We start from the raw sequence: 25,592 nt of genomic DNA on the forward strand, positions 1-25,592 counted from the left end.
GAACACAGTGCTCTACCAGGCTGAGCTACACTCCGGCCGACGGCGCTTCTCCTACCGGGAATTTGCTTTCGTGGCAAGAGGATGGAGTGAAAAATCAGATGGGAAGCAATATTCTCTTGATGCTTCTCCACGAGAATAGAACAGTGATTGCGTGACCCTGAAGATTCCAGACTGGGAGCAGCCCTACACCACCTTCTGTTACGGGAACACGAGAGTCAGCTGAATTATCCCGGTTGTCCCCCATGACGAACAATCTTTCTGCCGGGACCGTAAATTCGGGGATGTTATCAAGTGGCCCATGGGCGGCCAATTTGATGATGTCATGGCGTACTCCGTCAGGAATCGTTTCTTCATAACGTTCACCGGAATGCGCTTGAGCACGATCTTCCTGATCAGAGCCCTCGTCTTTCCAAGGCAATATTTTCCCATTCAATACAATTCGGCCGTTTGTTAGTGCAATTCTGTCTCCGGGCAGGCCGATGACGCGTTTGACCCATGTTTCATGAAGATTTGCAGGGGCTCTAAAGACAACAATGTCGCCCCGGTGCGGCAAGTGACCAAAGATGCGTCTTTGCGTAACTTGGGCGAATGAGGAGCCAAAGGGTAGGGATGCTGTGCTCAGGCCATAAGAGGGTGCAGAAACAATAATTTCGTCACCGATCCTCAGGGTCGGTTCCATCGACGCTGATGGGACAATGTAAGCTGCGCCGAGCGCGGTATGGATAAATAGCACACCCATAATTGGGGGCAGTGCAGCTAGAATTTTTTGGAAGATCTGACGGTATTTCATTGCGGTCTCTCCATGGCCGGAGAGTGCCATACGGCAGGCGTTCCGCAACTTAAGCCTTGGACAGGCTATGTCAGAAAAATTGCAGGTGACCTGTCATAATGGTCACCTGCAAAGACGTGTTAGAGAGCTTTTTCGAGTGCCGGAAGCACTTCAAACAGGTCACCCACGATACCGTAATCGGCAACGCGGAAGATCGGAGCTTCAGGATCTGTGTTGATTGCCACGATCACGCGGCTGTCCTTCATGCCAGCCAGATGCTGGATTGCGCCAGACAATCCGACAGCGATGTAGAGTTCTGGTGCCACGATCTTGCCGGTCTGCCCGACCTGCATTTCGTTCGGAGCAAAACCAGAGTCCACCGCCGAACGGGAAGCACCGATTGCGGCATTCAGCTTATCAGCAATCGGCTCAAGCAGCTTGAAGTTGGCTGCATCCTTCATGCCTTTGCCGCCAGAAATTACCACCCGCGCGGATTCCAGTTCCGGACGATCGGATGCTGACAACTCAACCTTCACGAAAACTGACTTTTCGCTGGCTGGGGCTTCCAGTGTTTCGACCGCTGCAGAACCGCCATCCTTTGGAGCAGGATCAAAGCTGGAACTGCGAATGGTCAGAACCTTGATGCTGTCGGCAGAACGAACGGTTGCCAGTGCATTGCCCGCGTAGATGGGACGCACGAACGTCTCGGCGTCCTTGATCTCCACAACATCCGGGACAGGCTGCACGTCAAGCAGGCCCGCCAAGCGTGGCAGGATATTCTTTCCACTTGCTGAGGCCGATGCCACGATGTGGCTGTAGTCCTTTGCAATGGACGCCAGAAGGTCGGCGGCAGGCTCAGCAAGATCCGTGGCCAGAGCTGGCACGGACAGAACCCGCTTTACCCCAGGAAGGGCTGCGGCTGCGCTGGCGCCTTCACCAAAAACGATGGCGTCTACATCGCCAAAGCGTGCGGCGGCTGTCAGGGCTGAACGTGATGCCTGACGAACTTCACCATTCTCGACTTCGAGCAGAACAAGAGCGGTCATCAGATCACCTTCGCTTCTGTCTTGAGCTTTTCGACCAGTTCGGCCGCACTGCCCAGCTTGATACCTTCCTTGCGTTCCGTCGGCTCGGCGACAGATACGATGGTCAGGCGGGAGGCCAAATCAACACCGAGATCTGCGGCCTCAAGCGTTTCAAGTGGCTTTTTGCGAGCTTTCATGATGTTCGGGAGGGACGCGTAGCGCGGCTCGTTCAGGCGCAGATCGGTCGTCACCACAGCGGGAAGCGTCAGGGAGACGACTTCCGTGCCGCCGTCGATCTCGCGAGCAACTTCAATACGATCGTTCGCAACGGTCACCGCGCTGGCGAACGTGCCCTGGGGCCAGCCGAGCTTTGCTGCCAGGATCTGGCCCGTTGCGTTCATGTCGTCATCGATGGCCTGCTTGCCCATGCAGACAAGACCCGGCTGTTCACGCTCGACAATGGCTTTCAGCGCATTGGCGACGGCGCGGGGCTCAAGCGTATCATCTGTTTTGACCAGAATGGCCCGGTCTGCGCCCATCGCCATTGAGGTACGCAGGATATCCTGCGCGGCCTGAACGCCGATGGTCACCACGACCACTTCGGTTGCCACGCCTTTTTCGCGTAGGCGGATGGCTTCTTCCACCGCAATTTCATCGAACGGATTTAGAGACATTTTCAGTCCCTGCGTTTCGACACCACTACCATCGGCCGCTACACGTACCTTGACGTTGTAATCGACCACCCTTTTGACTGGGACCAGAATTTTCATCGTGATCTTTCGCTGCTGACGCCGCTGGAAAAACGGCCGCCACCGTAGCGGAAATGGATCAGGAAGTCACATTCCGGTCAGGAAGCGGCCCATCTGTTTAGAGGATTTACATCCCGACAGGGTAGTTCGGGCCGCCGCTACCTTCTGGCGTGCACCATTCAATGTTCTGCGTCGGGTCCTTGATATCGCAGGTTTTGCAATGGACACAGTTCTGCGCATTGATGCGCAGCGACCAGTCATTGTCTCCACTCTTTTCCTGCTCATACACACCTGCCGGACAGTAACGGCTCTCTGGCGCGTCAAACACGTCATGATTGACGGTGCGCCAGATGGCTTCGTTCCGCAGCTTCAGATGGACAGGCTGGTTTTCTTCGTGATTTGTCGCACTTAGGAAAACCGAGCTGACACGATCGAAGGTCAGGACATTGTCTGGCTTCGGATAGTCGATCTGCTCGCACAGCGCCGCTGGACGTAAAGTCTCATTGTCTGCGTGCGGATGATGCAGGGTCCAAGGTGCGCGGCCGCGCAGGATCATGCTGTCGATGCCAGCGTAGAGCGCGCCAGCCTTCATACCCCATTTGGCAAATGCCGGACGGATATTGCGGACATCGCGCAATTCGGACCAGAGCCAGGAATTGCGGACGCGCTCTGTCAGGCTTGAAGCTTCTGTACGCTCAGTCTGGAGCGCTTCGGCTACAGCCTCGGCGGCCAGCATGCCGGATTTCATGGCGGTATGCGTTCCTTTGATCTTGGGAACGTTCAGGAAACCTGCCGAATCGCCGGCCAGAACGCCGCCGGGGAATGTCAGGCGTGGAATGGACTGAAGTCCACCTTCCGAGAGCGCACGGGCGCCATAGATCAGGCGCTTGCCACCTTCAAAATGTTCCCGGAATGCCGGGTGCAGCTTCGTGCGCTGCATTTCCTCAAAGGGGGAGAGGTAGGTGTTGCTGTAGTCGAGGCCGGTCACGAAACCGTAGCTGACCAGATTTTCCCCGAAATGATAGAGCCATGCGCCACCGTAGGTGTGGTCGTCCAGTGGCCAGCCAAAGCTGTGCTGGACGAGGCCGGGGCGATGCTTCTCCTTCGGGATTTCCCAGACTTCCTTGATGCCGAGGCCGTAAGTCTGGGTATCAACATCCTTGCGCAGGCCGAAACGCTTCATGGCGTGGGCGCTCAGCGAGCCGCGTGCGCCTTCGGTCAGGATCGTCTGCTTGGCACGCAGAATCATGCCGGGTGTGAAGTTGGAACCATGCGTGCCATCGCGTTCGATGCCCATGTCGCCCGTAATGACGCCAGCAACGCGATTGTTTTCGATGAACAGCTCAGCGCCCGCAAAGCCGGGGTAGATCTCAACGCCCAGCGCTTCTGCCTGTTCACCCATCCAGCGGCAGACTTCCCCCAGAGACACCACATAATTTCCGTGGTTCGCCATATGGGGCATGACGCGGTCCAGATAGGGAATCTGAATGGCGCGCTTTTCCGTCAGGAAAAGCATGCGCTCTTCCGTGACTTCCGTATTCAGGGGCGCACCAAGTGAGCGCCAGTCTGGCAGGAGTTCCTCAAGCGAACGCGGTTCGATGACAGCACCAGACACGATGTGCGCACCGATTTCGCTACCCTTTTCGATCAGGCAGACCGAGGCGTCCGGAGCCACCTGTCGCAGCCGGATAGCCGCGGACAGACCGGCGGGGCCACCACCGACCACCACGACATCGAATTCCATTTCTTCGCGTTCGATCTGGGTCATGATGTCAGGAACTCACTGTAGTCAGATAAAGGGACGGCGCCTCAAGGGCGCCGGGTAAATGTCCAGTAGAAAGGCTGTCGACCTTCCCGGAAGGCTTTGGCCTCATATCGGGTTGGGGACCATCCTTCAGGACGTTCCGTTTCCGGAGGTGGTGCATCAAACAGATCCTGTTTGCCCATCACTTCCGTCACCCATTCCTGATAGACCGGATGATCGCTGGCGACGCGCCAGATTGCTCCGGGTTTCAGAACGCGGTGAACCTCCTTGAGGTTTTCCGGGTGGATGAAACGGCGCTTCGCATGGCGTGACTTGGGCCATGGATCCGGAAACATCAGATAAGCCCGATCCAGAGAATTGTCCGGCATATCCTTCAGGAGTTGCCGAGCGTCTTCTGGCCAGATCCGGAAATGAGGCGGAGGCTCGGCTGTCTCGTCCTGTCCTTCTGGGACAAGACGCGACATAAGCGAGCACAAGCCGTTCTCGAAAACTTCAGAAGCAATGTACCCGACATCCGGATTCATTTCAGACTGGGCAGCGGCATGCTCGCCGCCACCAAATCCGATTTCGAGAAAAACGCGCGATACAGGCGTGGAAAATCCGGCTGTCGGATTTTCAGCAGACGCAAATGTAAAGCGCGGCAGCACGTCTTCGAGAAGGCGCTGCTGTCTGGCCCGGAGCGGATGGCCGCGTTGGCGGCCGTAAAGCCGCTCCGGCTGGGGTTTAAGAGACTGTGTCAGGGTCTTACCTGTTCAGTGCGTTACGGAGGGTGTCGACCAGATCTGTCTTTTCCCACGTGAAGTTGTCCAGAGCCTCATTCGGCACACGACCGAAGTGACCATAGGCAGACGTCGGAACATAGATCGGGCGGTTCAGGCGCAGGTGCTTGCGGATGCCGCGCGGGGACAGATCCACAACTTCATTGAGGAGCAGGCCAAGGCGTGCTTCGTCGATGTCCTTGCCTGTGCCATCGAGGTCCACATAGACTGAAAGCGGCTTGGAGACGCCAATCGCATAGCTGAGCTGGATCGTGCAGCGATCTGCAAGGCCAGCAGCCACAACGTTCTTGGCAAGGTAACGCGCAGCATAAGCAGCCGAACGGTCAACCTTCGTGGGGTCCTTGCCGGAGAATGCGCCACCACCATGAGGGGCTGCACCGCCGTAGGTGTCCACAATGATCTTACGGCCTGTCAGGCCCGCATCGCCATCCGGGCCACCGATGACGAAGTTGCCGGTCGGGTTCACATAGAACTCGTCTTCCGGGCAGCTCCAGCCATTCGGCAGAACGTCATTGACCACGCCGCGAAGCGTTTCGCGGATCGTGTTCTGGCTCATGCCTTCAGCGTGCTGCGTGGAAATCACGACAGACGTGACGCCAACCGGCTTGCCATCGACATAACGCAGCGTGACCTGGCTCTTCGCATCCGGAAGAAGGCCAGCGCCGCGGGCGTCGCCGTTCTTGCGGTAGTCGCGGATACGCTCAAGGATCGTCTGGGCGTAAAACAGCGGGGCCGGCATCAGGTTTTCGGTTTCGCGCGTGGCGAAGCCAAACATGATGCCCTGATCGCCAGCGCCTTCGTCCTTGTCGCTGCCGCTGTCCACGCCCTGGGCAATGTCAGCAGACTGTGCGTGAAGGTAGGACGTGATGTCAGCCGTCTTCCAAGAGAAGCCGGCCTGGTCGTAGCCGATGTCCTTGATGGCCTCACGGACGCGGTCGATCAGCGTGTCTTCGACGGCCTCGGGGCCACGGACTTCACCGGCCAGAATGACACGGTTTGTGGTGACCAGCGTTTCACAGGCAACGCGGGCTTCCGGATCGGCTTCAAGATAAGCGTCCAGAACTGTGTCGGAGATACGGTCTGCCACCTTATCGGGATGGCCCTCGGAAACAGATTCAGAGGTGAACAGGAAATCGCCGTGATTGCGCACTCAGGGACCTCGCAGGGAATGAGTGGTGAAAAGGGCTGCAGGCGTCATGACGAACGGATGCAGCATTCAGGAGAGGCACGGCTTGGCGGAATTGAACGCAGGGGTCAAGGGGCTTAGGAAAACTTGGACATTTTTTCTGTGAAATCCAAAGAGAAGTCCTTGGAAAATCAGGAAAACCAACAGGAGTATTCACGTTTTCTCATGGTGCGAAATCAGGGGGAGACGACTGCCTTCGATCGCGATATTGTGGGCCGCAGGTGAAAGCACCGTATTTTCATGAGGCACCAATGGCATACGTCGTAAGTTTCTTTAGCGGTAAAGTTTGTCTCGTTACGGGCGCTGGGGGCAATATTGGCCTCGCGACTGCACTCCGGTTGGCAGAAATGGGCACGGAAATTGCTCTGCTCGACATGAATCCGGACGCACTGGCCAAGGCGGAAGCCGCCGTGCGGGAGAAGGGCGTGAAAGCTGCGTCCTATGTCTGTGACGTGACGTCCGAGCAGTCCGTGACTGATGTTGTCGGCCGCGTTGTCGAAGAGTTTGGAAAAATCGATTTCCTCTTCAACAATGCCGGATATCAGGGTGCCTTTGCCCCGGTTCAGGATTATCCGTCCGAAGATTTCCCGCGTGTTCTGAACATCAATGTCACGGGCGCCTTCCATGTGATGAAGGCTGTCTCACGGCACATGATCGAGAACGGTTACGGTAGCATCGTGAATACTGCCAGCATGGCAGGGGTAAAAGGACCGCCGAACATGGCGGCTTACGGGGCATCCAAAGGTGCCATTATCGCCCTGACGGAAACTGCAGCCCAGGATCTGGCACCCTACAACATCCGCGTTAACGCCATCAGCCCTGGTTATATGGGCCCTGGTTTCATGTGGGATCGACAGGTGGAACTGCAGGCCAAGGCCAACACGCAGTACTTCTCCACCAATCCTGAAGAAGTTTCCAAGCAGATGATCGGTAGTGTGCCGATGCGCCGTTATGGCGATATCAGCGAAATTCCAGGTGTGGTGGCGTTCCTTTTGGGCGACGACTCCAGCTTTATGACGGGTGTGAACCTCGAAATCTCGGGCGGCTAACCACTAAATACTTTGCCGGAAAGATCAGTCTTTCCGGCGAAGAACATCTGCCATGCCGTAAAGGCCAGGAGGCTGATGGACGAGCCAGCGTGCAGCCATCAGTGCACCGCGGGCGAAAACCCGTCGATCCAGCGCACGATGAGACAGGGTGATCTGTTCATCTGCAGCCATGAAGAGAAGATCGTGCTCGCCAATAATCTGCCCTCCACGCAGTGAGGCAAACCCGATAGCGTTATCCGGTCGCGGGCCGTTCTGATCCAAGCGAGCAACATCCTCGAACGCTACGTTTCGTCCTTCAGCAACTGCGCGTCCAATGGCCAGCGCGGTGCCGGACGGTGCATCAACTTTCTGCCGGTGATGAATCTCTACGATTTCCGCATCATAACCTGGTAGCCCTGCGCCAAGCTGCTTCGCGAGCTCCAGAAAAAGCGTCAACGCCGGGGAGAAATTGGCAGCCTGTAAAACCGGAATATGTTTTGCAGCCTCGCTCACGGCAGCTTGCGCCGTAGCGTCAAGGCCGGTCGTTCCAAGAACCCATGGGCACTTTGCCGCTGTGAAGGCTTCTGCATGGGTTGCTGCGGTTGAAGCATGGCTGACGTCGATAATGACGTCGCAGCGCGTCGCTAGTTCTGCCGGGTTATTGGTGATGCTGCGTGCTGCATCTGCGTGACGGGACAGCCCGCCAGCCAGGGAGTCTCCCGCTTCTTCGGCGCACAGAGCGCCCAGACGCCCAGTAATACCAGCAATACCGATGTGGGGAGAAATCGTCATAATCCATGCCTGACCGTCAGAAACTATTGGGCGCAACCTAAGGGATTATTGGCGTGCGTCAAAACGGAGGCGGGCATTTTCAATCTGATCCCGGTGTGTGACAGCCCAGCGCCCAAAGGCTTCTGTGATGCTTTGCAGGGAGTGGCCAAGATCCGTCAATTCGTAATCCACGCGGGGCGGAGTAGTGGGGGTGACGGTTCGGGCGACCAGTCCATCGCGTTCCAGATTTCGCAGGGTCAGCGTAAGCATGCGTTGCGAAATGCCTTCGATGGATCGTCGGAGTTCACTAAAGCGCATAGAGCCGTCTCCCAGCATCCGCACGATCAAGATGCTCCACTTGTCTCCAATACGCGCCAGAATGGCACGGACAACAGCGCATGTGTCGCTTTCATGAGCTTCCGGAGGGGGAAGGGTACTAACATCCATGTGCCTATGATCCCTGAATGTGCCGTCTTGCGGAGGTGCAGAAAAGGTTTCTTATCATGTGCTAGTTACGATCAGGAACCGAAAGAAACTCCAATGAAACTGCTTCATATCGATTCCAGTATTCTTGGCGGGTATTCCGCAACCCGCCAGCTGAGTGTGGCGATTGTGGACCGCTACCGTCAGAAGCATCCGGATCTGGAGGTTACGCCCCTTGATCTGGCGGTGAACCCGCTTCCTCACCTGGACGGCGAAGCTCTGTCTTTTCTGGGCAAGGACCTTACGGAAGACGCTGCCTCCAACAAGGATCTGGTAGCGGGCGCGAAAGCTCTCTCCGATTTTAAGGAGGCCGACATTCTCGTACTCGGTGTGCCGATGTATAACTTCGGCATTCCAAGCCAGCTTAAGGCCTGGATTGATCGCATTGCCATTGCCGGACAGACATTCCGCTATGGTGCGAATGGTGTTGAAGGGCTTGCTGGCGGTAAGACCGTTATTCTCGCTGTTGCTCGTGGAGGCATCTATTCGGAGGGTACGCCGCAGGCAGCCTTCGAGCATCAGGTGGCCTATCTCAAGGCCGTCCTCGGCTTCCTTGGTGTCACGGACGTGAAGGTCATCGAAGCGGAAGGTCTTGCAGTCAATAGCGGCAATGATCGCCCTCGCATCCTTGCGGAAGCGGAAAGCGCCATCGCCGCCCTCTGACAGATCAGTCTGTTACGCCGGTATCCGGTCCGAACGTCTCATAACGCAGACGATCGGCTGGAATGCCGGCCTTTGAAAGATCCTGAATCATATCGCGCATGAACCCGGTCGGACCGCACAGATAGCAGATGGCTTTCTCCGGAATGCGGGCTGCGACCCATGCCGCATCCGGGCGACCCTCAACAGACGTCAGACGCGTATGAAGCGTAATCGGGCTTTTCGCTTCCTTGGCGAGGCTGTTCAGTTTCCCTGAAAACGGTACGGCCGTTTCGGAATGGGCAATCTGAATAATACTGACCGCTGGTGAGCCTGACTGCGCGGCCAAAGACTCGATCATTCCAATCATGGGCGTGATCCCAATCCCTGCACAGATGAAGGCAATCGGCGCGTCGTTTTTCTCCGGTAGGACAAACTCACCTGCTGGCGGCGATAGTCGAACCTGATGACCTTTGCAGTCCGGACTGTTGAGCCATGTGGAAACCACACCGTTCGGAACGTGGCGCACGCTGATGGTGTAGGAATCGTGGTTGGGGCGCGATGTGATGCTGTAGTTACGTCTGGTCTGCCCATGTCCCGGAATATTTAGGTCCACACCCAGATATTGGCCGGGGATAGCCTGAATGACGGTTTTGCCATCCACAGGCTTCAGTTCCAGCGTCGTGACATTGTCGCATTCGCGTGTTGCATTGATGATCGTGAAGTCGCGCCAGCCGGTCCAGCCGCCTTCGGCATGTGTGCTGGCGTCATAAAGCTGGCCTTCCCGTCCCATCAGAATGTCGGCCAGAGCCCAGTAAGCACGGCCCCATGCATCCAGAATTGCAGGCGTCGCGGCGTCTCCCAGAACATGTTGAATCGCGCCGATCAGGGCAGTGGCAACATGTGGGTAATGCTCTGGCAGAATTTCCAGGCTGACATGCTTCTGGGCAATGCGCTCAACCGCTCCGCCCATCACTCCGAGATTATCAATGTTCCGGGCATAGGCCAGGACGGCCATGGCGAGCGCGCGTGGCTGCGTTCCTTTGTTTTGATGTGTCGGGTCAAACATCTCAGCAATGGCCGGATCAGCCAGAAGGCGGCGGTACATCTCACTGGTGATGTCGAGACCATGCGCTTCGAGGGCCGGAATGGTCGCCTTGATGGTGGCAATGACGTCTGGCGTGAGGCTGCGGTCGGAAGAGGACATGATGGGTCTTCTTAAAGGTGTATAATAAATACATCTTTAAGCGCGTGACTTCTGACTGTCAATCTGCCAGAGGACTCGTATGCGCCTGACCCTGCATACCGACTATGCCTTGCGGACCCTGCTCTACATCGGGGCACGCCCGACTGTGCGCGTCTCCATTCGCGAAATTGCCGAGGCATACGGCATCTCGGAAAACCATCTGGTGAAGGTTGTGCATCGTCTGGGGCAGGGGCGTTTCATCACCACCGTACGAGGTCGTGGCGGTGGCCTGACGTTGGGCCGCCCGGCACAGGACATTGGTGTGGGAGAGGTCGTCCGGTTTACGGAAGACGATATGATGCTCGTGGACTGTGAGGGCCGGGCAACAGGAAGCCGTGCCTGTGTTCTGTCTCCCTCCTGCCGCTTGCGTGGAGTGCTGGGAGAGGCGCTTTCCGCATTTCTGGCCGTGCTCGATCGCTACACTCTGGCAGATCTTCTTCAGCCTGCGGATCTGGCCAGACTGTTTCCAGAATTAGCCGACCCCCCGTCCAACAATATTGAAAAAAACTGATTTCCCTGCCGCTCCAGCAGGGTTGAACCGCGTCCTATGGGTGATCCGTGCAATGTGATTGGAAGAGTCTTCAATCCCGCGCGAAGGTCAGTCGTTACTTCTGGTCATGTGACTGAAGAAAAGGATGTAGTGTTCATGCCTGATGCAAAAATGGCCGAGCAGGTGTCAAAAACTCCCGGATTTATCGCTGCTCTTGATCAAAGCGGCGGATCGACTCCCAAGGCTCTGGCACACTATGGCATCGGGCCGGATGCCTACTCGAACGATGCGGACATGTTCCGTCTGATGCATGAAATGCGCGTTCGCATCATTTCCTCTCCTGCTTTCCAGAGCCACGAGGTCCTTGCTGCAATCCTGTTTGAGAAAACAATGGATGGCACGGTCGACGGCACGCCGGTGCCGTCCTATCTCTGGAAAACCTGTGGAATCGTCCCGTTTCTGAAGATCGATAAAGGTCTGGAAGACGAAAAGGACGGCGTTCAGCTCATGAAGCCCATTCCGGGCCTGGATGAACTGCTGGAACGAGCGGCGAAGCTGGGCATATACGGTACCAAGGAACGGTCAGTGATCCGTCTGGCCAATCCTGCTGCCATTAAGAGCCTTGTTCAGCAGCAGTTCGATATTGCGGCGCAGGTGGCATCGCACGGACTCGTCCCCATCCTTGAGCCGGAAGTGCTGGTGAAAAGCCCGGAAAAGGCTGAGGCTGAAGCGCTCCTTGAAGACGCTGTTCTGAGTGGACTGGAAGCACTTCCAGGAGATTATCCGATTATGCTGAAGGTGACGTTGCCTGAAAAGCCGGACCTGTATGCCCGCGTGATGAAGCATCCGCGCATGCAGCGTGTTGTCGCGCTTTCGGGCGGTTATCCTCTCGATGAAGCGTGCCAGAAGCTCAAAGCCAATCATGGCATGATCGCCAGCTTCTCGCGGGCTCTCGTGGATGATCTGCGCGTTTCACAGTCCGATCAGGCGTTCAACGAAACCCTGAGTAAGGTTGTGGACAAGATTTACGACGCCTCTGTTCACAAGAACTGAACAGCGGCTTGAGAGGCGGGTGGGCATACGAATCATTCGCCTCTGATCCAGAAATTTCAGTAATCCGGCTTCGGACTGGCAAAGGGCTTTCAGTTACTGAAAGCCCATAGGGAAGGCATGTGTCATGAGCACCACCCTCTGGCTAATTCGCCACGGCGAAACAGAATGGACCATCAGCGGCCAGCACACGGGGCGTACGGATATTGCCCTGACGGAAAACGGACGTAAGCAGGCGCTGTCTCTTAAGAGCCGTTTAGAACATCAGAACTTTGATCAGGTGTTCACCAGTCCGCTTCAGCGTGCGCATGAAACCTGCGTTCTCGCCGGGCTTGGCGAGCAAGCTCAAATCGAGCCTGATCTCATGGAATGGAATTACGGCGTGTACGAAGGGCTCACCACGCCGGAAATTTTGAAAGCCGAGCCCGACTGGTCTTTGTGGACGTCTGACGTGGAAAATGGCGAAACGGCCGCCCAGGTTCAGAAGAGGGTCAACGGCTTGCTGGAGAGGCTGACTGCACAGGGAGGAACGATTGCCCTGTTTGCACACGGTCACGTTCTTCGCAGCTTGATAGGCGTGTGGATTCATAACGATGTGCGGCTTGGGAAAAATCTGGCACTGGATACGGCATCTGTGTCCGTTCTCGATATTCATCGGGGCGCACGGGTTTTACGCAGACTAAACGCCTGATTGGCCAGAAGGAGGAGTTGCCGTCACGTCATTGTTTGTATGGTGTTGTGCAACATAATGTCAGGGCACGAGATAGCCTCTTGGTTGTCTTCAAACAGACTGGCAGTCTCCTCCTCATTGAATACGTTGGACATTGATGGAACTGCCAGATGATTATTTCCTCAGCCACTGATTATCGTGAGGCAGCCCGCCGTCGTCTGCCGCCTTTTCTTTTCCAGTATATTGATGGCGGTTCCTACGCAGAGCAGACAATGCGGCGGAACATCACGGACCTAGCAGATATTTCCCTGCGGCAACGCATCTTGAAAAACGTGTCCGGTTTGACGACTGGGACAGAGTTGTTCGGGCGCAAATTGAATATTCCTGCGGTTCTTGCCCCTGTGGGACTGACAGGCATGTATGCCCGTCGGGGGGAAGTGCAGGCAGCAAGGGCCGCGGCGCGTAAAGGTATTCCCTTCACGTTGTCCACAGTATCGGTGTGTCCCATCGAGGAAGTGCAGGGTAGAAGCCCGGTGCCCATCTGGTTTCAGCTTTATGTGCTTAAGGACCGGGGATTCATGAAGAATGCCCTGGAGCGCGCGAAGGCTGCGGGCATTACGACTTTAGTGTTTACCGTAGACATGCCAACGCCGGGCGCGCGTTATCGCGATGCCCATTCGGGAATGTCCGGCTCCCATGCCAACATCCGGCGTTATCTTCAGGCCGTGACCCATCCCATGTGGGCTTGGGATGTGGGTCTTCGTGGCAGACCGCACGATTTGGGCAATATTTCGCGCTATCGCGGAAATCCAACCAAACTGGAAGATTATATCGGCTGGCTCGCCAATAATTTTGATCCGTCCATTAGCTGGAAAGATCTGGAATGGATCCGGGAATACTGGGACGGCCCCATGATTATCAAGGGTATTCTTGATCCAGAGGATGCCAAAGATGCTGTCCGTTTTGGTGCGGATGGTATTGTTGTCTCCAACCATGGTGGTCGCCAGCTTGACGGCGTCCTCTCCAGCGCCCGGGCACTTCCGCCGATAGCGGATGCCGTGAAGGGAGAACTGAAAATTCTGGCAGATTCAGGCATTCGATCCGGCCTCGACATTGCCCGTATGGTTGCGATGGGGGCGGACGCTGTTCTGCTGGGTCGCGCCTTTGTTTATGCTCTTGCTGCCGGCGGCCAGAAGGGTGTGGAGAATGTGCTCGATATCATCGAGAAGGAACTCCGTGTCGCTATGACCCTTACGGGTGCGAGTGCTATTTCGGATCTGACGTCAAAGAGCCTGGCTCATTTGGTTCCGGAATCTGATTGAGCCTTTGCCACAAGATATCGGCTAAGGCGCAAGGCTATTCCCAGTAGGAGTTTCCTGTAAGTCAGTATGTCTTATAATAATCAAGAGCTGTGTTGTAAGGAGAACGGCACAGCTTCTATCTGTGCTCAAACATAAGATAGTAGACATTTTCATTCGTCTAAACGGTATGCCGAACGATGTTGAAACCATCCTTTGGTGTAAAAATTTAAAGATAGAGTGTGATCGGTGATAATCGCACGGCACTATCCAGCGACAATCCGACCTTACGAAAGCCATCGAATGTTTGATTCAGGGAATTGTGTATCCGTTGGCGATACGAATTTGTTCGTTTCTGAAGGTGGAAATCCACGAGGAAGAGTCATCGTTCTGCTTCATGGCGGCTTGCAAAGCCGGCGCGATTTTATTCCGCTCGCACAGAACCTGGCAAAAGATTACAGGCTGATTGCTATTGATACGCGCGGGCATGGTCGATCTGGTCTCGGGACGGCCTCTCTGACTTATCGGCAACTCCAGGATGATTTTACTCTACTTCTCACCACGTTGGGGCTGCAAAAATTTGGTATCATCGGACATAGTGACGGAGGCATTGTCGCCTTGCGTCTGGCTGCATCGCGTGCCGTACAACCGGAGTTTGTCATAGCGGTTGGCGCGCATTGGGTGTTGCCCGAGAACGATCCTGCCCGGCAGATTTATCAGACGATCACTCTTGAAAAATGGCGTGGCATGTTCGGGAGTCAAATTGCAGTTTACAATACGGAAAATCCCAAGCCAGATTTCGGAAAGTTATTCAAGGCAGCGACGCAGATGTGGCTTGGCAGCGACGAAAATGCCTATCCCGGCGCGTCTGTAAAAAACATTCAGTGTCCTTTGCTTGTAGTGCATGGTGACGACGATATGCTGGTGTCGCGGCAACAGGCATTCGAGCTTTCTGAGGAGGTTAAAGGTGCCAGGTTACTTAACATACCCTTCGCGAGCCACACGTTACTTGAAGATATGCCTGAACGTGTTTTTCCTTTTCTACAGGATTTCATGAAGTGCGTCCCGGCCTAAGGACCATGTCGTTGCATGTCCCGTTAGAGAAATCCCATTGGGTTCTCCCCAAAAAATGTTTGGCATGCAGGTGGAAGCGGTCGATCAAATATTCATCCTGCTGGAGAGTAGGCTGTAAGTGAGCGTCAGAAAATCGACTCTGGAAGACCACTTCGCTATAGGAAAAACATTCTTCAACGTGGTCTTCAAAAGGGCAGTTTGTGCAGTACGAATGGCGTCGATCTTACGACAGACTGGTTCCGATGCTGATCAAGGAACACTTCGGTGATCCGGGTGTGCTGACTCGGCAGTTCCCCTATATGAAATCGACGTTTCCCGGGAAAAGCGACGACTTCATCCTCACGGCAGAGACGCTTACCAATCCGAATAATAAGTACCACGGGCTTGAACGGCTCGCCTTGCAGCATCATCAGGCTGGATCCTGGCAACTTGCTGGTGAGTATTGGCTGATTGCAGCAGGCTGGCGTCGTAACACAATGGATGCCAGTAACGAGCGTCATGTAGAATCACTGCAGTTTGTCCTGTGTCACGTTGAATATAACAGGGCGCTGGCTGACTGGAAAAAGAAGAAGCTAGGTAGAAATGCGATGCCGTACCCCGAACAGTTTGGCCTTTCTGACGACTGAAGTGTGAGATTTTTAGAGATATAGAGGTCTATTGCAGGCGCACACTCTATTTAGGGCGTAGAAAAATACTCCGTCTGCTTCAGATGAAGACGAAAGGTCTGTTCAAGAAGATAGATCGTAGTGAGTATGTCAAAAAAAATACCCCTCCGTTTCGGGAGGGGTATTTTTAAAATCAGCGACCTTCGAAGAAATCACGGACCTTGGCAAAGAAGCCGCTGTTTTCAGGGCTTGCCTTGGCGTGATCGTCACCCGCTTCTTTCTCGAATTCTTCAAGAAGTTCGTGCTGGCGCTTGGTCAGGTGATGCGGTGTTTCCACCGAGACCTGAATGTACATGTCCCCACGGGCAGAAGACCGCAATACGGAGAATCCTTTGCCTCTTAGGCGGAAGGTTTCACCTGTCTGCGTCCCTGCAGGAATGCGAACACGGGTACGGCTTCCGTCAATGACAGGAACCTCAACCTCCGTCCCCAGCGCAGCCTGCGTCATGCGCAGCGGAACGCGGCAGTAGATATTGGCGCCGTCACGCTGGAAGATGTCATGCGACAGGACCGAAACGTGCACATACAGATCGCCGGGCTGTACACCTTCTCCCCCGGCTTCACCGCGGCCTGCCATGCGGATGCGGGTGCCATCCTCAACGCCAGCCGGGATTTCGATCTGTAGGGTCTCAGTCTTTGCCTGCGTGCCTGTACCCTGACAGACCTTGCACGGATTGCGAACCGTACGGCCTGACCCATGACAGGTCGGGCAGGGACGCTCGACAAGGAAGAACCCCTGCTGTGCACGAACCTTGCCCGCGCCATGACAGGTGGCGCAGGTCGTGCTGCCGCCACCGGCATCAGCGGAACCGGACCCATGACAGGATTCACAGGCAACGCGCGTGCGGACTTCAACACTTTTGGTTACGCCGGAGAAGGCTTCGGTCAGACTGATTTCAACCTGAACCTGAACGTCAGCGCCTGTACGACGTCCACCGCCACGGCGGCCGCCCATCATGTCTCCGAACATCTGGTCAAAGATGTCCCCAAGACCACCGGCGCCGAAACCACCAAAGCCGCCGCCGCCGCCCATTCCACCCATGCCGCCGTCAAAGGCTGCGTGTCCGTACTGGTCGTAGGCTGCGCGCTTCTGCTCGTCCTTCAGGACGTCATAGGCTTCGTTGATTTCCTTGAATTTCTGCTCGGCTGCATCATCACCAGGATTACGATCCGGGTGATAACGCATGGCTTGCTTGCGGAAAGCTTTCTTCAGCTCATCTCCGGAAGCCGTACGCGAAACTTCGAGGCTTTCGTAGTAATCGATCTTCGTGGCCATGATCGGTCCTTGTCTGAGGGCCGGAAACAAGAATGGCGCCCACCCCCTTGCGGGAACGGGCGCCCTTCGGAAAACAGGTCAGGCGGGGCGGGAAGCCCCACCTGGGGAAGTCACCCGATCAGTGTTTCTTGCTGTCGTCGACGTCTTCAAAGTCGGCGTCGACAACGTTTTCGTCCTTGGCTTCCGCACCCGCAGCTTCACCACCCTGCTGGGCCTGATCTGCCTGATACATGGCCTGGCCAACCTTCATGGCAGCCTGCGTCAGACGCTCGCTTGCGCTCTTCAGCGTTTCGACATTCTCGCCGCCCAGAGCTTCACGGGCTGCTGCGATAGCGGCTTCTGCTTCAGACTTGTCTGCAGCCGGAACCTTGTCGCCACCTTCCGTGAGGGACTTTTCGGTCTGGTGGATCATGCTCTCGGTGCTGTTGCGCAGCTCGACCAGCTCGCGCTTGGCCTTGTCAGCGGAAGCATTCGCTTCAGCTTCCTTGACCATGCGATCGATGTCACCGTCGGACAGACCACCAGAAGCCTGGATCTTGATCTGCTGTTCCTTGTTCGTCGCCTTGTCCTTGGCGGACACGTTGACGATACCGTTGGCATCGATGTCGAACGTAACTTCAATCTGCGGAACGCCACGCGGTGCCGGAGCAATGCCCTGCAGGTCGAAGTTGCCAAGCAGCTTGTTGTCCGCTGCCATCTCACGCTCGCCCTGATAGACCTTGATGGTCACGGCGTTCTGGTTGTCTTCGGCCGTGGAGAAAGTCTGGCTCTTCTTGGTCGGGATCGTCGTGTTGCGGTCGATCAGACGGGTGAACACGCCACCCAGCGTCTCGATACCCAGCGACAGCGGCGTGACGTCGAGGAGCAGAACATCCTTCACGTCACCCTTTAGAACAGCGCCCTGAACCGCTGCACCGATAGCGACCACTTCGTCAGGGTTGACGTTGCGTGCCGGATCCTTGCCGAAGAACTCCTTAACCGTCTCGATGACCTTCGGCATACGGGTCATGCCGCCAACGAGGATGACTTCGTCAATCTCGCTCGTGGACACGCCAGCATCCTTGATAGCCGAACGGCACGGACCAAGCGTACGCTGAACCAGATCGTCAACCAGGCTCTCCAGCTTGGCACGGGACAGCTTGACCACAAGGTGCTTCGGGCCAGACGCATCAGCCGTGATGAACGGCAGGTTGATCTCGGTTTCCTTGGAGGAGGAAAGCTCGATCTTGGCCTTTTCAGCGGCTTCCTTCAGGCGCTGCAGAGCAAGCTTGTCGCCACGCAGGTCGATGCCCTGGTCCTTCTTGAACTCATCAGCCAGGAAGTCGATGACGCGGTTATCAAAGTCTTCACCGCCCAGGAACGTATCACCGTTCGTGGACTTCACTTCGATCACGCCGTCAGAGATCTCGAGAATGGAAACGTCGAACGTACCACCACCAAGGTCATACACAGCCACCGTGCCGGAATCGCGCTTGCCAAGGCCATAAGCCAGTGCAGCTGCGGTCGGCTCGTTGATGATACGCAAGACTTCGAGGCCAGCGATCTTGCCAGCGTCACGCGTTGCCTGACGCTGTGCGTCGTTGAAGTAAGCCGGAACCGTGATGACGGCCTGTGTAACCGTTTCACCGAGGTAGGACTCGGCCGTTTCCTTCATCTTACCAAGAACGAATGCAGCGATCTGGGACGGGGCGTAATCTTCGCCACGGGCGCGAACCCATGCATCGCCGTTGTCGCCCTTGACGATTTCGTAAGGGACCATGCCCTTGTCCTTGGCGACGGTCGGGTCATCGTAACGACGACCGATCAGACGCTTGACGGCATACAGGGTGTTGGTTGGGTTCGTGACAGCCTGACGCTTCGCGGCCTGTCCAACCAGACGCTCACCGGTTTCGGTGAATGCGACCATGGACGGCGTCGTACGTGCGCCTTCGCTGTTTTCAATAACGCGGGTCTCGTCGCCTTCACGCACTGCAACGCAGGAGTTGGTCGTGCCGAGGTCAATACCGATGACTTTGCTCATAATATGTCCTTTCAGCGGCTCGCTTCGGCCCTGTCAGGCACCGGGGCGAGCCCTTGTGACGTAAAATCCGATCCATCAAGGGATCGTGTTTCCGAGACCAGATTTAGGCGGGGCAGCAAAGTGTTTCAAGCCTTGGCGGTAACATCTTTCATGAAAAATATACGTTCGCATCATTCAGGAAACGGTTGTGACTTCCGCTTGGCCACGGAATGGTCCACTTTGAGATAAGTCATGAAAATTAATCTGATATTCCGGGCCGCGCCCCTGGCTGCACTTATCTGTCTTGCTGCCTGTGGGCCGATAGGGCCATCAAGGCTTCAGCATGACGAGCTTGAATACTCGCGCGCTCTGGGCGAATCCCAGAAGCACGAGATGCTCCTGAATATCGTTCGCCTGCGCTATGCCGATCCGCCGACGTTTCTGGATACGACGCAGGTCATTGCCGGATATAGCGTATCCAAGAGCGTGAGTGGCGGCTTCTATGCCTATCCTGCCACTGCTGTCGGCAATTATCTCTTCGGAACGGGGACGATGACATCGGGTGAAAGTCCGACCTTCACCTATCAGCCGGTGACGGGGCAGCAATACGCCGAGAATATCGTGCGGCCAATTTCTCCTACCGTTATCATGCCCCTGAGTCTCGGTGGTCTTCCCATTGACACCCTCTTGCGCCTGACAGCGCAGTCGATCGATGGACTGTCCAATGTTCGGGGTTTGGGAGCAGGGCCATTTGGTGGAGGTTCTGTCCGCTTTTATCTCCTGCTGCATGATCTGCGTCAGCTTCAGATCGCAGGCGCGATGACCATCCGCATCACGACTGATGCGCCGCCCCCAACGGATGATAGCAATAACAAGAAAGGTTCTTCCAAGCCGGAAAATGGCAATGGGCAGGAGCATTCCTATCTGGTGCTCTCTTCAACGTCCGATAGCAGCCTTCTTTCGACACAGGCAGAAGTGCGTCGCCTCCTGCATCTGGATGCCCAGGCTGAAGAAGCGGAAATCGTTTACGGCCCCTATCCGAAGCATCCCGGGCAGATTGCCATTCTGACGCGCTCGATGCTCGCGATGCTGACACAGTTGGCTTATGAGGTTGAGGTTCCGGAAGAAGACATCAAGGTGGGCCGGACACCACCGACGATTGGGCAGGTGGGTATCGAGAACCGCCCGGAAGTTGTTATTCATTCAGGACACAAGGTCCCCGACCGCCGATATGCTGCGGTAGAATATAACGACATGTGGTTCTGGATTGATGAAAAAGATTTCCAGAGCAAACTTGCCTTTACAATGGTTCAGGTCCTCAGTGCCTTGGCGGCCACGAACCATACAGGCGGGGCAGTGGTCACAATTCCAGCTGGATAATCCCAATATTTGCAGAAATATTCATTTTTCAAATAGTTCCAAGCACGTTTTTGTTACCGCAAACACGCCTTTGTTAAAGGATATTCAGAAGAACTCTAATGGACCTCGCTGGATAATCGACATACCGTCCCGGGTATTCAGTCTGGGAGGCATCCGGTTATGCCGAATATTAACGGCACGAAGACTCTGACGGAGTGGCTGACGCTGCTTCTGGGGGTCGTTATTCTTCTTGTGGGCCTGATCTTTGTCATCATGGGGGCTGACCTCGCGATGTTGGGCGGCTCTGTTTACTACGTCATTTGCGGCATCGTGCTGGTTGCCAGCGGGGTGTTCATGGTGATGGGCCGCACGCTCGGTGGGTTCCTGTACCTTGGCGCGCTGGCCTACACATGGGTGTGGTCCTTGTGGGAAGTCGGGTTCAGCCCCGTTGATCTTCTGCCGCGTGCTTTCGGTCCGACCATTCTCGGCATTCTCGTGGTCCTGACCATTCCGGTTCTTCGCCGCCTGGAATCCCGCCGTACACTCAGAGGAGCCGTCTGATGCGTCGGTCTCACCTTCTCGCAACAGCCGCAGGCCTCGCGCTCGCCTGTTCGCCTCTTGCTGCTCACGCTCAGTTCGCGCCCGCAGGTTCCGGTGGCTCACCGACTGCGGCAGTTCCTGGGCCAGGGAACGCAAATGAGCCTACGGAAAGTGCTCCGAAAGAGCAGAGCTATTTTGCTGGTCCGTCTCCCTATGCTCCGCAGGCTCCAGGCGTAAATGCTGCCAACCTGCCGGATATTGATTCGATCGATCCGTCAGAAATTCCAGCGATGGCTCCGCAGCAGAGCGCAAATCCTGCCCCTGGAGACTGGGTTGCTTATGGCCGTGATGATCACCAGACACGCTATTCACCGCTGTCTGAAATCACGCCTGAAAATGCTGGCAACCTGAAGGTCGCGTTTACCTATCATACGGGCAGCTATCCACGTCCGGGTCAGACCAACAAATGGGCGGCTGAAACCACACCGATCAAGGTGGGTGACGGCCTCTACATGTGTTCGGCCATGAACGATATCATGAAGCTTGACCCGGTCACGGGGAAGCAGATCTGGCGTCGGAATGTGGACGTAAAGTATCACTCCATTCCGTACACGGCAGCCTGTAAGGGCGTGACGTATTTCACGTCGTCCGTCGTGCCTGAGGGGCAGCCCTGTCACAATCGGCTTATCGAAGGCACGCTCGATATGCGCCTGATTGCTGTTGATGCGGCAACGGGTGAGTTCTGTCCGAACTTCGGTCACGGTGGTCAGGTCAACCTGATGCAGGGTCTTGGCGAGTCCGTTCCGGGCTTCGTTTCCATGACCGTACCACCACCGGTTGTTGATGGCGTTGTCGTCGTCAACCATGAAGTGCTGGATGGTCAGCGTCGTTGGGCACCGTCTGGTGTGATCCGTGGTTACGATGCTGAAAGCGGCAAGTTCGTCTGGGCCTGGGACGTCAACAACCCGACAGATCACAGTCAGCCAACAGGTAATCGCCATTATAGCCGCGGTACGCCGAACTCATGGGCTGCACTAACGGGCGATAGCGCTCTCGGTCTGGTTTATGTGCCGACCGGGAACTCCGCTGCCGACTATTACAGCGCCCTGCGTAGCGATGCCGAAAACAAGGTTTCTTCCGCAGTCGTGGCGATTGACGTCAAGACGGGTGAAGAAAAGTGGGTTTTCCAGACCGCCCATAAGGACGTCTGGGATTATGATATTGGCTCTCAGGCAACCCTGATGGATATGCCTGGTCCTGACGGCCAGCCCGTTCCAGCTCTTATCATGCCGACGAAGCGTGGTCAGACGTTCGTTCTGGATCGCCGGACAGGCAAGCCAGTTCTGCCCGTCGTAGAGCGTCCGGCTCCGTCACCAGGCGTCATTCCTGGCGACCCACGGACGCCGACGCAGCCTTGGTCTGTCGGGATGCCTGCTCTGCGCGTGCCTGATCTGAAAGAGACGGATATGTGGGGCATGTCTCCCATTGACCAGCTCTTCTGCCGGATTAAGTTCCGTCGTGCGAACTACGTTGGTGAGTTCACGCCGCCGAGCGTTGATAAGCCATGGATTGAATACCCGGGCTACAATGGTGGCAGTGACTGGGGTTCCATGTCTTATGACGAGAAGAGCGGAATCCTGATCGCGAACTGGAACATCACCCCGATGTATGACCAGCTCGTCACCCGCAAGAAGGCCGACACGCTTGGTCTGATGCCGATCGACGATCCTAACTTTAAGCCAGGTGGCGGTGGCGCCGAAGGTAATGGTGCCATGGACGGAACGCCTTACGGCATCGTCGTGACGCCATTCTGGGATCAGTACACGGGCATGATGTGCAATCGTCCGCCTTACGGCATGATCACGGCCATCGACATGAAGCACGGTCAGAAGGTGCTCTGGCAGCATCCGCTGGGAACGGCTCGTGCCAATGGTCCATGGGGTCTGCCGACAGGTCTTCCCTGGGAGATCGGAACACCGAACAACGGCGGCTCTGTTGTGACAGGTGGCGGTCTGGTGTTCATCGCAGCCGCTACGGATAACCAGATCCGTGCCATTGACGAGCACACCGGCAAGGTCGTTTGGAGCGCTGTGCTGCCGGGTGGTGGTCAGGCTAACCCGATGACCTACGAAGCCAATGGCCATCAGTACGTTGCCATCATGGCAGGTGGTCATCACTTCATGATGACGCCAGTCAGCGATCAGCTCGTGGTTTACGCTTTGCCTGACGCCGTTAAGTAAAGCCGACGACTGTAGCGGATGTGCTGTGCACATTCGCTACACTCCATCGTCAAAGGGGGACTTCTGTGCTAGCAGGGCATGGACGTCTCCCTTTTTCGTTTCTGCCTGTTTTTCATTCTGAAAGCCTCAGGCGCAGACCGATCAGGAAGGCTTCTCGTTCGGATCAAATTTTCAGAATGGCCCGCCGAAACGCTCATGACTGACCGTTCTCCCGTGATCCTCCAGGTCCTTCCTGCACTCAGTACTGGGGGGCTTGAGCGCGGTGCCATCGAAATCGCCGCTGCCATCACTCAGGCAGGCGGGAAAGCCATTGTTGCTTCAAAGCCGGGCCCGCTGTTGATCCAGCTGAGGCATGCTGGCGCACTTCATGTTCCGCTCAACCTGAAATCCAAGTCACCTGTTGCTGTACTGCGCCGGGCGCGTGATCTTCAGAAACTGATCCGCGAGCAGGGGGTGGATCTGGTGCACGCCCGCTCCCGTATTCCGGCATGGGCGGCCTGGCTGGCCTGTCGTCGTGAAGGGATACCGCTGGTCACGACATGGCATGGTGTTCATGGTGCGGGCTGGTGGGGCAAGAAGCTTTATAATTCTGTTCTGGCCCGTGGCACGCGCGTAATTGCCATTTCGAACTTCATCGCCGGCCGTCTGTCCAGGCAATATGGTGTTCAGCCAGACCGTCTGCGGACTATTCCCCGTGGCGCTGACCCCTCTCTCTTTGACCCGCAAAAGGTTTCCGGCGAGCGGATCCAGCGGCTTGCCGAAGCTTGGTCAGTGCCTCACGGCGCCCGCGTGATCCTGATGCCTGCACGTCTGACGGCGTGGAAAGGACAGAGGGTCCTGATCGAAGCACTGAAGTTTCTCAAACAGGTCTCTGTTGCACCCTGGATCTGTGTTTTGGTTGGCCCGGAAACGGATCATAAATTCGCGCTTTCTCTTGGGCGGAGAATTCAGGAGCTGGGTCTGGAAGACAGGGTTCGCTTCGCAGGGACATGCCGGGACATGCCAGCGGCCTGCGCTTTGGCGTCCGTTGTCGTTGCACCGTCTTTGCGGCCTGAACCATTCGGGCGCACGCTTGTAGAGGCGCAGATGATGGGTAAACCCGTTATCGGAACGGCACAGGGCGCCATGATGGAGACGGTATTGCCCGGACAGACCGGTCTCGTTATTCCTCCTGATAATCCTCAGGCATTGGCAGAAGCACTCGTCGGCATTCTGTCGGCCGATGATGAAACGCTTGCCTATCTGGCGGAAAATGCCCGTGAGCATGTCTTGCGAAATTATACGATCCGACAGATGCAGTCGGCGACACTCGGTGTATATGACGAGCTGCTTGGAACGCATCTTCGAGCATCTTTCGACGGACAGACTGATGACAACTGACAAGACGGAAAACGACAAAGCTACGGCCCATCTGACTGATAAGGCGCAGGCTGCCAAAGAGGCACGTGCAGCTCGCGAAGCCAAGGCGCTTCGGGCCAATCTTCTGCGTCGTAAACAGCAGCAGCGCATCAGGCCCCCAGCGCCCACACCGTCTTCCGAAAGCTAAGGCATCATGAAAATTCGTCTGCCAACGCCATCGCCACAGGAACTGGCGTTGGCGGGCGTTACGGCGCTCTGGGGAGGCACTTTTCTGATCCTGCATCTGGCCATGCAGCATTGCGGACCGATGTTCTTTGTCGGTGTGCGATTTCTGATGGCCGCAGCCATGGTGGCGTGTCTGGCAGGTCGTCACATGACGGGTCTGACACGGAAAGAAGTGCGATCCGGTATTCTGATCGGGATTGCCCTTTCAATCGGGTATGTTCTGCAAAGTGCAGGGTTGCGTGAGGTGACCAGCAGCCGTTCTGCATTCATCACGGCTCTCTATGTGCCGTTGGTGCCACTGTTCCAGTGGGCCATTCTGCGTAAATCGCCGCATATCATGAGCTGGGTCGGAATCGGCCTGGCGTTTGCCGGATTGATTGCGCTGGCAGGGCCGGCAGCCCTGACCCTGACCTTTAGTCATGGTGATTTGCTGACGGTGCTCTCAGCATGCGCCATCGCTGCCGAAATTGTTTTGATCAGCCTGTTTGCCCAAGGCGTGGACAGCCGTAGAATCACAGTCTGCCAGCTTGTTGGAGGCGGCCTTTTTGCACTTTTGCTTATGCCGGTCGCCGGGGAGCATGTGCCGACATTTTCATGGATCTGGGTTGTTTGTGCTGCGGCTCTGGGAAGCCTGAGCGCTCTGGTACAACTCGTGATGAACTGGGCTCAGAAGTCCGTCCCACCTTCAAAAGCTGCTGTGATTTATGCAGGAGAGCCTGTCTGGGGTGGGCTGGTCGGCTGGCTGGCGGGCGATCAGCTGCAGGCCACCACGCTTCTTGGGGCTGCTTTGATTGTCTGTGGTGTTCTTGCCAGTGAGATGAGACCGCGCTGGCTTGTCAAAAGGCAACAGCACCTCACGGAAAATGGCTAAACCGACACATTGCGTGATCGGGCGGCTGTCGCTAGA

General features: G+C 56.2%; 25 protein-coding genes. 14 read left to right on the top strand and 11 right to left on the bottom strand.

Going from position 1 to position 25,592, the window contains the following annotated elements; translation table 11 throughout:
• Positions 1–94 precede the first annotated feature (94 nt).
• The 6 genes from lepB to metK all read right to left on the bottom strand — a co-directional run bounded on the left by lepB (position 95) and on the right by metK (position 6,237).
• Entirely contained in the window at positions 95–790 is a 696-nt protein-coding gene (gene lepB, locus ABF979_RS07895) for a signal peptidase I (RefSeq protein WP_415558980.1), read from the bottom strand.
• A gap of 119 nt (positions 791–909) precedes the next feature.
• Complete coding sequence (locus tag ABF979_RS07900) at positions 910–1,815, bottom strand: electron transfer flavoprotein subunit alpha/FixB family protein (RefSeq protein ID WP_211502388.1); 906 nt, start codon at positions 1,813–1,815, stop codon at positions 910–912.
• Positions 1,815–2,564 carry an electron transfer flavoprotein subunit beta/FixA family protein gene (locus ABF979_RS07905; RefSeq protein ID WP_415558981.1) on the bottom strand — a complete coding sequence of 250 codons (750 nt, stop codon included), beginning with the start codon at positions 2,562–2,564 and terminating at the stop codon, positions 1,815–1,817. The genes ABF979_RS07900 and ABF979_RS07905 overlap by 1 nt, the downstream gene beginning before the upstream one ends.
• A 106-nt stretch (positions 2,565–2,670) precedes the next feature.
• Entirely contained in the window at positions 2,671–4,311 is a 1,641-nt protein-coding gene (locus ABF979_RS07910; protein WP_415558983.1) for an electron transfer flavoprotein-ubiquinone oxidoreductase, read from the bottom strand.
• A 41-nt stretch (positions 4,312–4,352) separates the two neighbouring features.
• On the bottom strand, positions 4,353–5,048 hold the full coding sequence (gene trmB / locus ABF979_RS07915; protein WP_415559060.1) for a tRNA (guanine(46)-N(7))-methyltransferase TrmB: 696 nt from the start codon (positions 5,046–5,048) through the stop codon (positions 4,353–4,355).
• A 4-nt stretch (positions 5,049–5,052) separates the two neighbouring features.
• Entirely contained in the window at positions 5,053–6,237 is a 1,185-nt protein-coding gene (gene metK, locus ABF979_RS07920; RefSeq protein ID WP_064275660.1) for a methionine adenosyltransferase, read from the bottom strand.
• 287 nt (positions 6,238–6,524) lie between these two features.
• Here metK and ABF979_RS07925 point away from each other — a divergent pair, with 287 nt between their 5' ends.
• Positions 6,525–7,322 carry an SDR family NAD(P)-dependent oxidoreductase gene (locus ABF979_RS07925; protein ID WP_415558985.1) on the top strand — a complete coding sequence of 266 codons (798 nt, stop codon included), beginning with the start codon at positions 6,525–6,527 and terminating at the stop codon, positions 7,320–7,322.
• Between the two features lie 24 nt (positions 7,323–7,346).
• Here the strand turns inward: ABF979_RS07925 and dapB are convergent, their stop codons facing one another.
• The gene (gene dapB, locus ABF979_RS07930; protein WP_415558987.1) at positions 7,347–8,093 is read right to left on the bottom strand and encodes a 4-hydroxy-tetrahydrodipicolinate reductase; all 747 of its coding nucleotides are present in this window, start codon (positions 8,091–8,093) and stop codon (positions 7,347–7,349) included.
• Positions 8,094–8,138: 45 nt separating this feature from the next.
• Entirely contained in the window at positions 8,139–8,519 is a 381-nt protein-coding gene (locus ABF979_RS07935) for a winged helix-turn-helix transcriptional regulator (RefSeq protein WP_202207018.1), read from the bottom strand.
• Between the two features lie 93 nt (positions 8,520–8,612).
• On the opposite strand from ABF979_RS07935, the gene ABF979_RS07940 reads away from it, so the two are divergent.
• On the top strand, positions 8,613–9,218 hold the full coding sequence (locus tag ABF979_RS07940) for an FMN-dependent NADH-azoreductase (RefSeq protein WP_415558990.1): 606 nt from the start codon (positions 8,613–8,615) through the stop codon (positions 9,216–9,218).
• A gap of 4 nt (positions 9,219–9,222) precedes the next feature.
• Here the strand turns inward: ABF979_RS07940 and ABF979_RS07945 are convergent, their stop codons facing one another.
• Positions 9,223–10,401 (bottom strand): globin domain-containing protein, encoded by a 1,179-nt coding sequence (locus ABF979_RS07945; RefSeq protein ID WP_415558992.1) that lies wholly within the window; start codon positions 10,399–10,401, stop codon positions 9,223–9,225.
• Positions 10,402–10,480: 79 nt separating this feature from the next.
• Between ABF979_RS07945 and ABF979_RS07950 the strand changes: the two genes are divergently transcribed.
• The 6 genes from ABF979_RS07950 (at position 10,481) to ABF979_RS07975 (ending at position 15,648) form a co-directional block, all read left to right on the top strand.
• Complete coding sequence (locus ABF979_RS07950) at positions 10,481–10,951, top strand: Rrf2 family transcriptional regulator (RefSeq protein WP_211500435.1); 471 nt, start codon at positions 10,481–10,483, stop codon at positions 10,949–10,951.
• Between the two features lie 135 nt (positions 10,952–11,086).
• Positions 11,087–11,983: a fructose bisphosphate aldolase gene (locus tag ABF979_RS07955; RefSeq protein ID WP_415558995.1), complete on the top strand. Its 897-nt coding sequence runs from the start codon at positions 11,087–11,089 to the stop codon at positions 11,981–11,983.
• Positions 11,984–12,107: 124 nt separating this feature from the next.
• The gene (locus tag ABF979_RS07960; protein ID WP_415558996.1) at positions 12,108–12,671 is read left to right on the top strand and encodes a histidine phosphatase family protein; all 564 of its coding nucleotides are present in this window, start codon (positions 12,108–12,110) and stop codon (positions 12,669–12,671) included.
• 149 nt (positions 12,672–12,820) lie between these two features.
• Positions 12,821–13,972 (top strand): FMN-dependent L-lactate dehydrogenase LldD, encoded by a 1,152-nt coding sequence (lldD, locus tag ABF979_RS07965; RefSeq protein WP_415558998.1) that lies wholly within the window; start codon positions 12,821–12,823, stop codon positions 13,970–13,972.
• Positions 13,973–14,251: 279 nt separating this feature from the next.
• A complete protein-coding gene (locus ABF979_RS07970; RefSeq protein WP_415559000.1) occupies positions 14,252–15,022 on the top strand; it encodes an alpha/beta fold hydrolase in 771 nt (256 codons plus the stop codon).
• Between the two features lie 242 nt (positions 15,023–15,264).
• Positions 15,265–15,648, top strand: coding sequence for a hypothetical protein (locus ABF979_RS07975; RefSeq protein WP_415559002.1), 384 nt, complete (start codon positions 15,265–15,267; stop codon positions 15,646–15,648).
• Positions 15,649–15,820: 172 nt separating this feature from the next.
• Here the strand turns inward: ABF979_RS07975 and dnaJ are convergent, their stop codons facing one another.
• Positions 15,821–16,963 carry a molecular chaperone DnaJ gene (dnaJ, locus tag ABF979_RS07980; RefSeq protein ID WP_415559004.1) on the bottom strand — a complete coding sequence of 381 codons (1,143 nt, stop codon included), beginning with the start codon at positions 16,961–16,963 and terminating at the stop codon, positions 15,821–15,823.
• Between the two features lie 118 nt (positions 16,964–17,081).
• Positions 17,082–18,983: a molecular chaperone DnaK gene (dnaK, locus tag ABF979_RS07985; RefSeq protein WP_415559006.1), complete on the bottom strand. Its 1,902-nt coding sequence runs from the start codon at positions 18,981–18,983 to the stop codon at positions 17,082–17,084.
• Positions 18,984–19,214: 231 nt separating this feature from the next.
• Here dnaK and ABF979_RS07990 point away from each other — a divergent pair, with 231 nt between their 5' ends.
• The 6 genes from ABF979_RS07990 (at position 19,215) to ABF979_RS08015 (ending at position 25,556) form a co-directional block, all read left to right on the top strand.
• Positions 19,215–20,342, top strand: coding sequence for a hypothetical protein (locus tag ABF979_RS07990; protein ID WP_415559008.1), 1,128 nt, complete (start codon positions 19,215–19,217; stop codon positions 20,340–20,342).
• Positions 20,343–20,501: 159 nt separating this feature from the next.
• Positions 20,502–20,882, top strand: a complete 381-nt coding sequence (locus ABF979_RS07995) for a glycerol dehydrogenase (protein WP_202207028.1) — start codon at positions 20,502–20,504, stop codon at positions 20,880–20,882.
• Entirely contained in the window at positions 20,882–23,101 is a 2,220-nt protein-coding gene (locus tag ABF979_RS08000; RefSeq protein WP_415559010.1) for a PQQ-binding-like beta-propeller repeat protein, read from the top strand. Before ABF979_RS07995 ends, ABF979_RS08000 begins: the two co-directional genes overlap by 1 nt.
• Before the next feature lie 195 nt (positions 23,102–23,296).
• Positions 23,297–24,481, top strand: coding sequence for a glycosyltransferase family 4 protein (locus ABF979_RS08005; protein WP_415559012.1), 1,185 nt, complete (start codon positions 23,297–23,299; stop codon positions 24,479–24,481).
• Positions 24,471–24,647 (top strand): hypothetical protein, encoded by a 177-nt coding sequence (locus ABF979_RS08010; protein ID WP_415559014.1) that lies wholly within the window; start codon positions 24,471–24,473, stop codon positions 24,645–24,647. Before ABF979_RS08005 ends, ABF979_RS08010 begins: the two co-directional genes overlap by 11 nt.
• Positions 24,648–24,653: 6 nt before the next feature.
• A complete protein-coding gene (locus ABF979_RS08015) occupies positions 24,654–25,556 on the top strand; it encodes a DMT family transporter (RefSeq protein WP_086633538.1) in 903 nt (300 codons plus the stop codon).
• The last annotated feature ends 36 nt before the right edge of the window (positions 25,557–25,592 follow it).

It is taken from the genome of Gluconobacter sp. (assembly GCF_047723935.1).
Lineage (GTDB): Bacteria > Pseudomonadota > Alphaproteobacteria > Acetobacterales > Acetobacteraceae > Gluconobacter.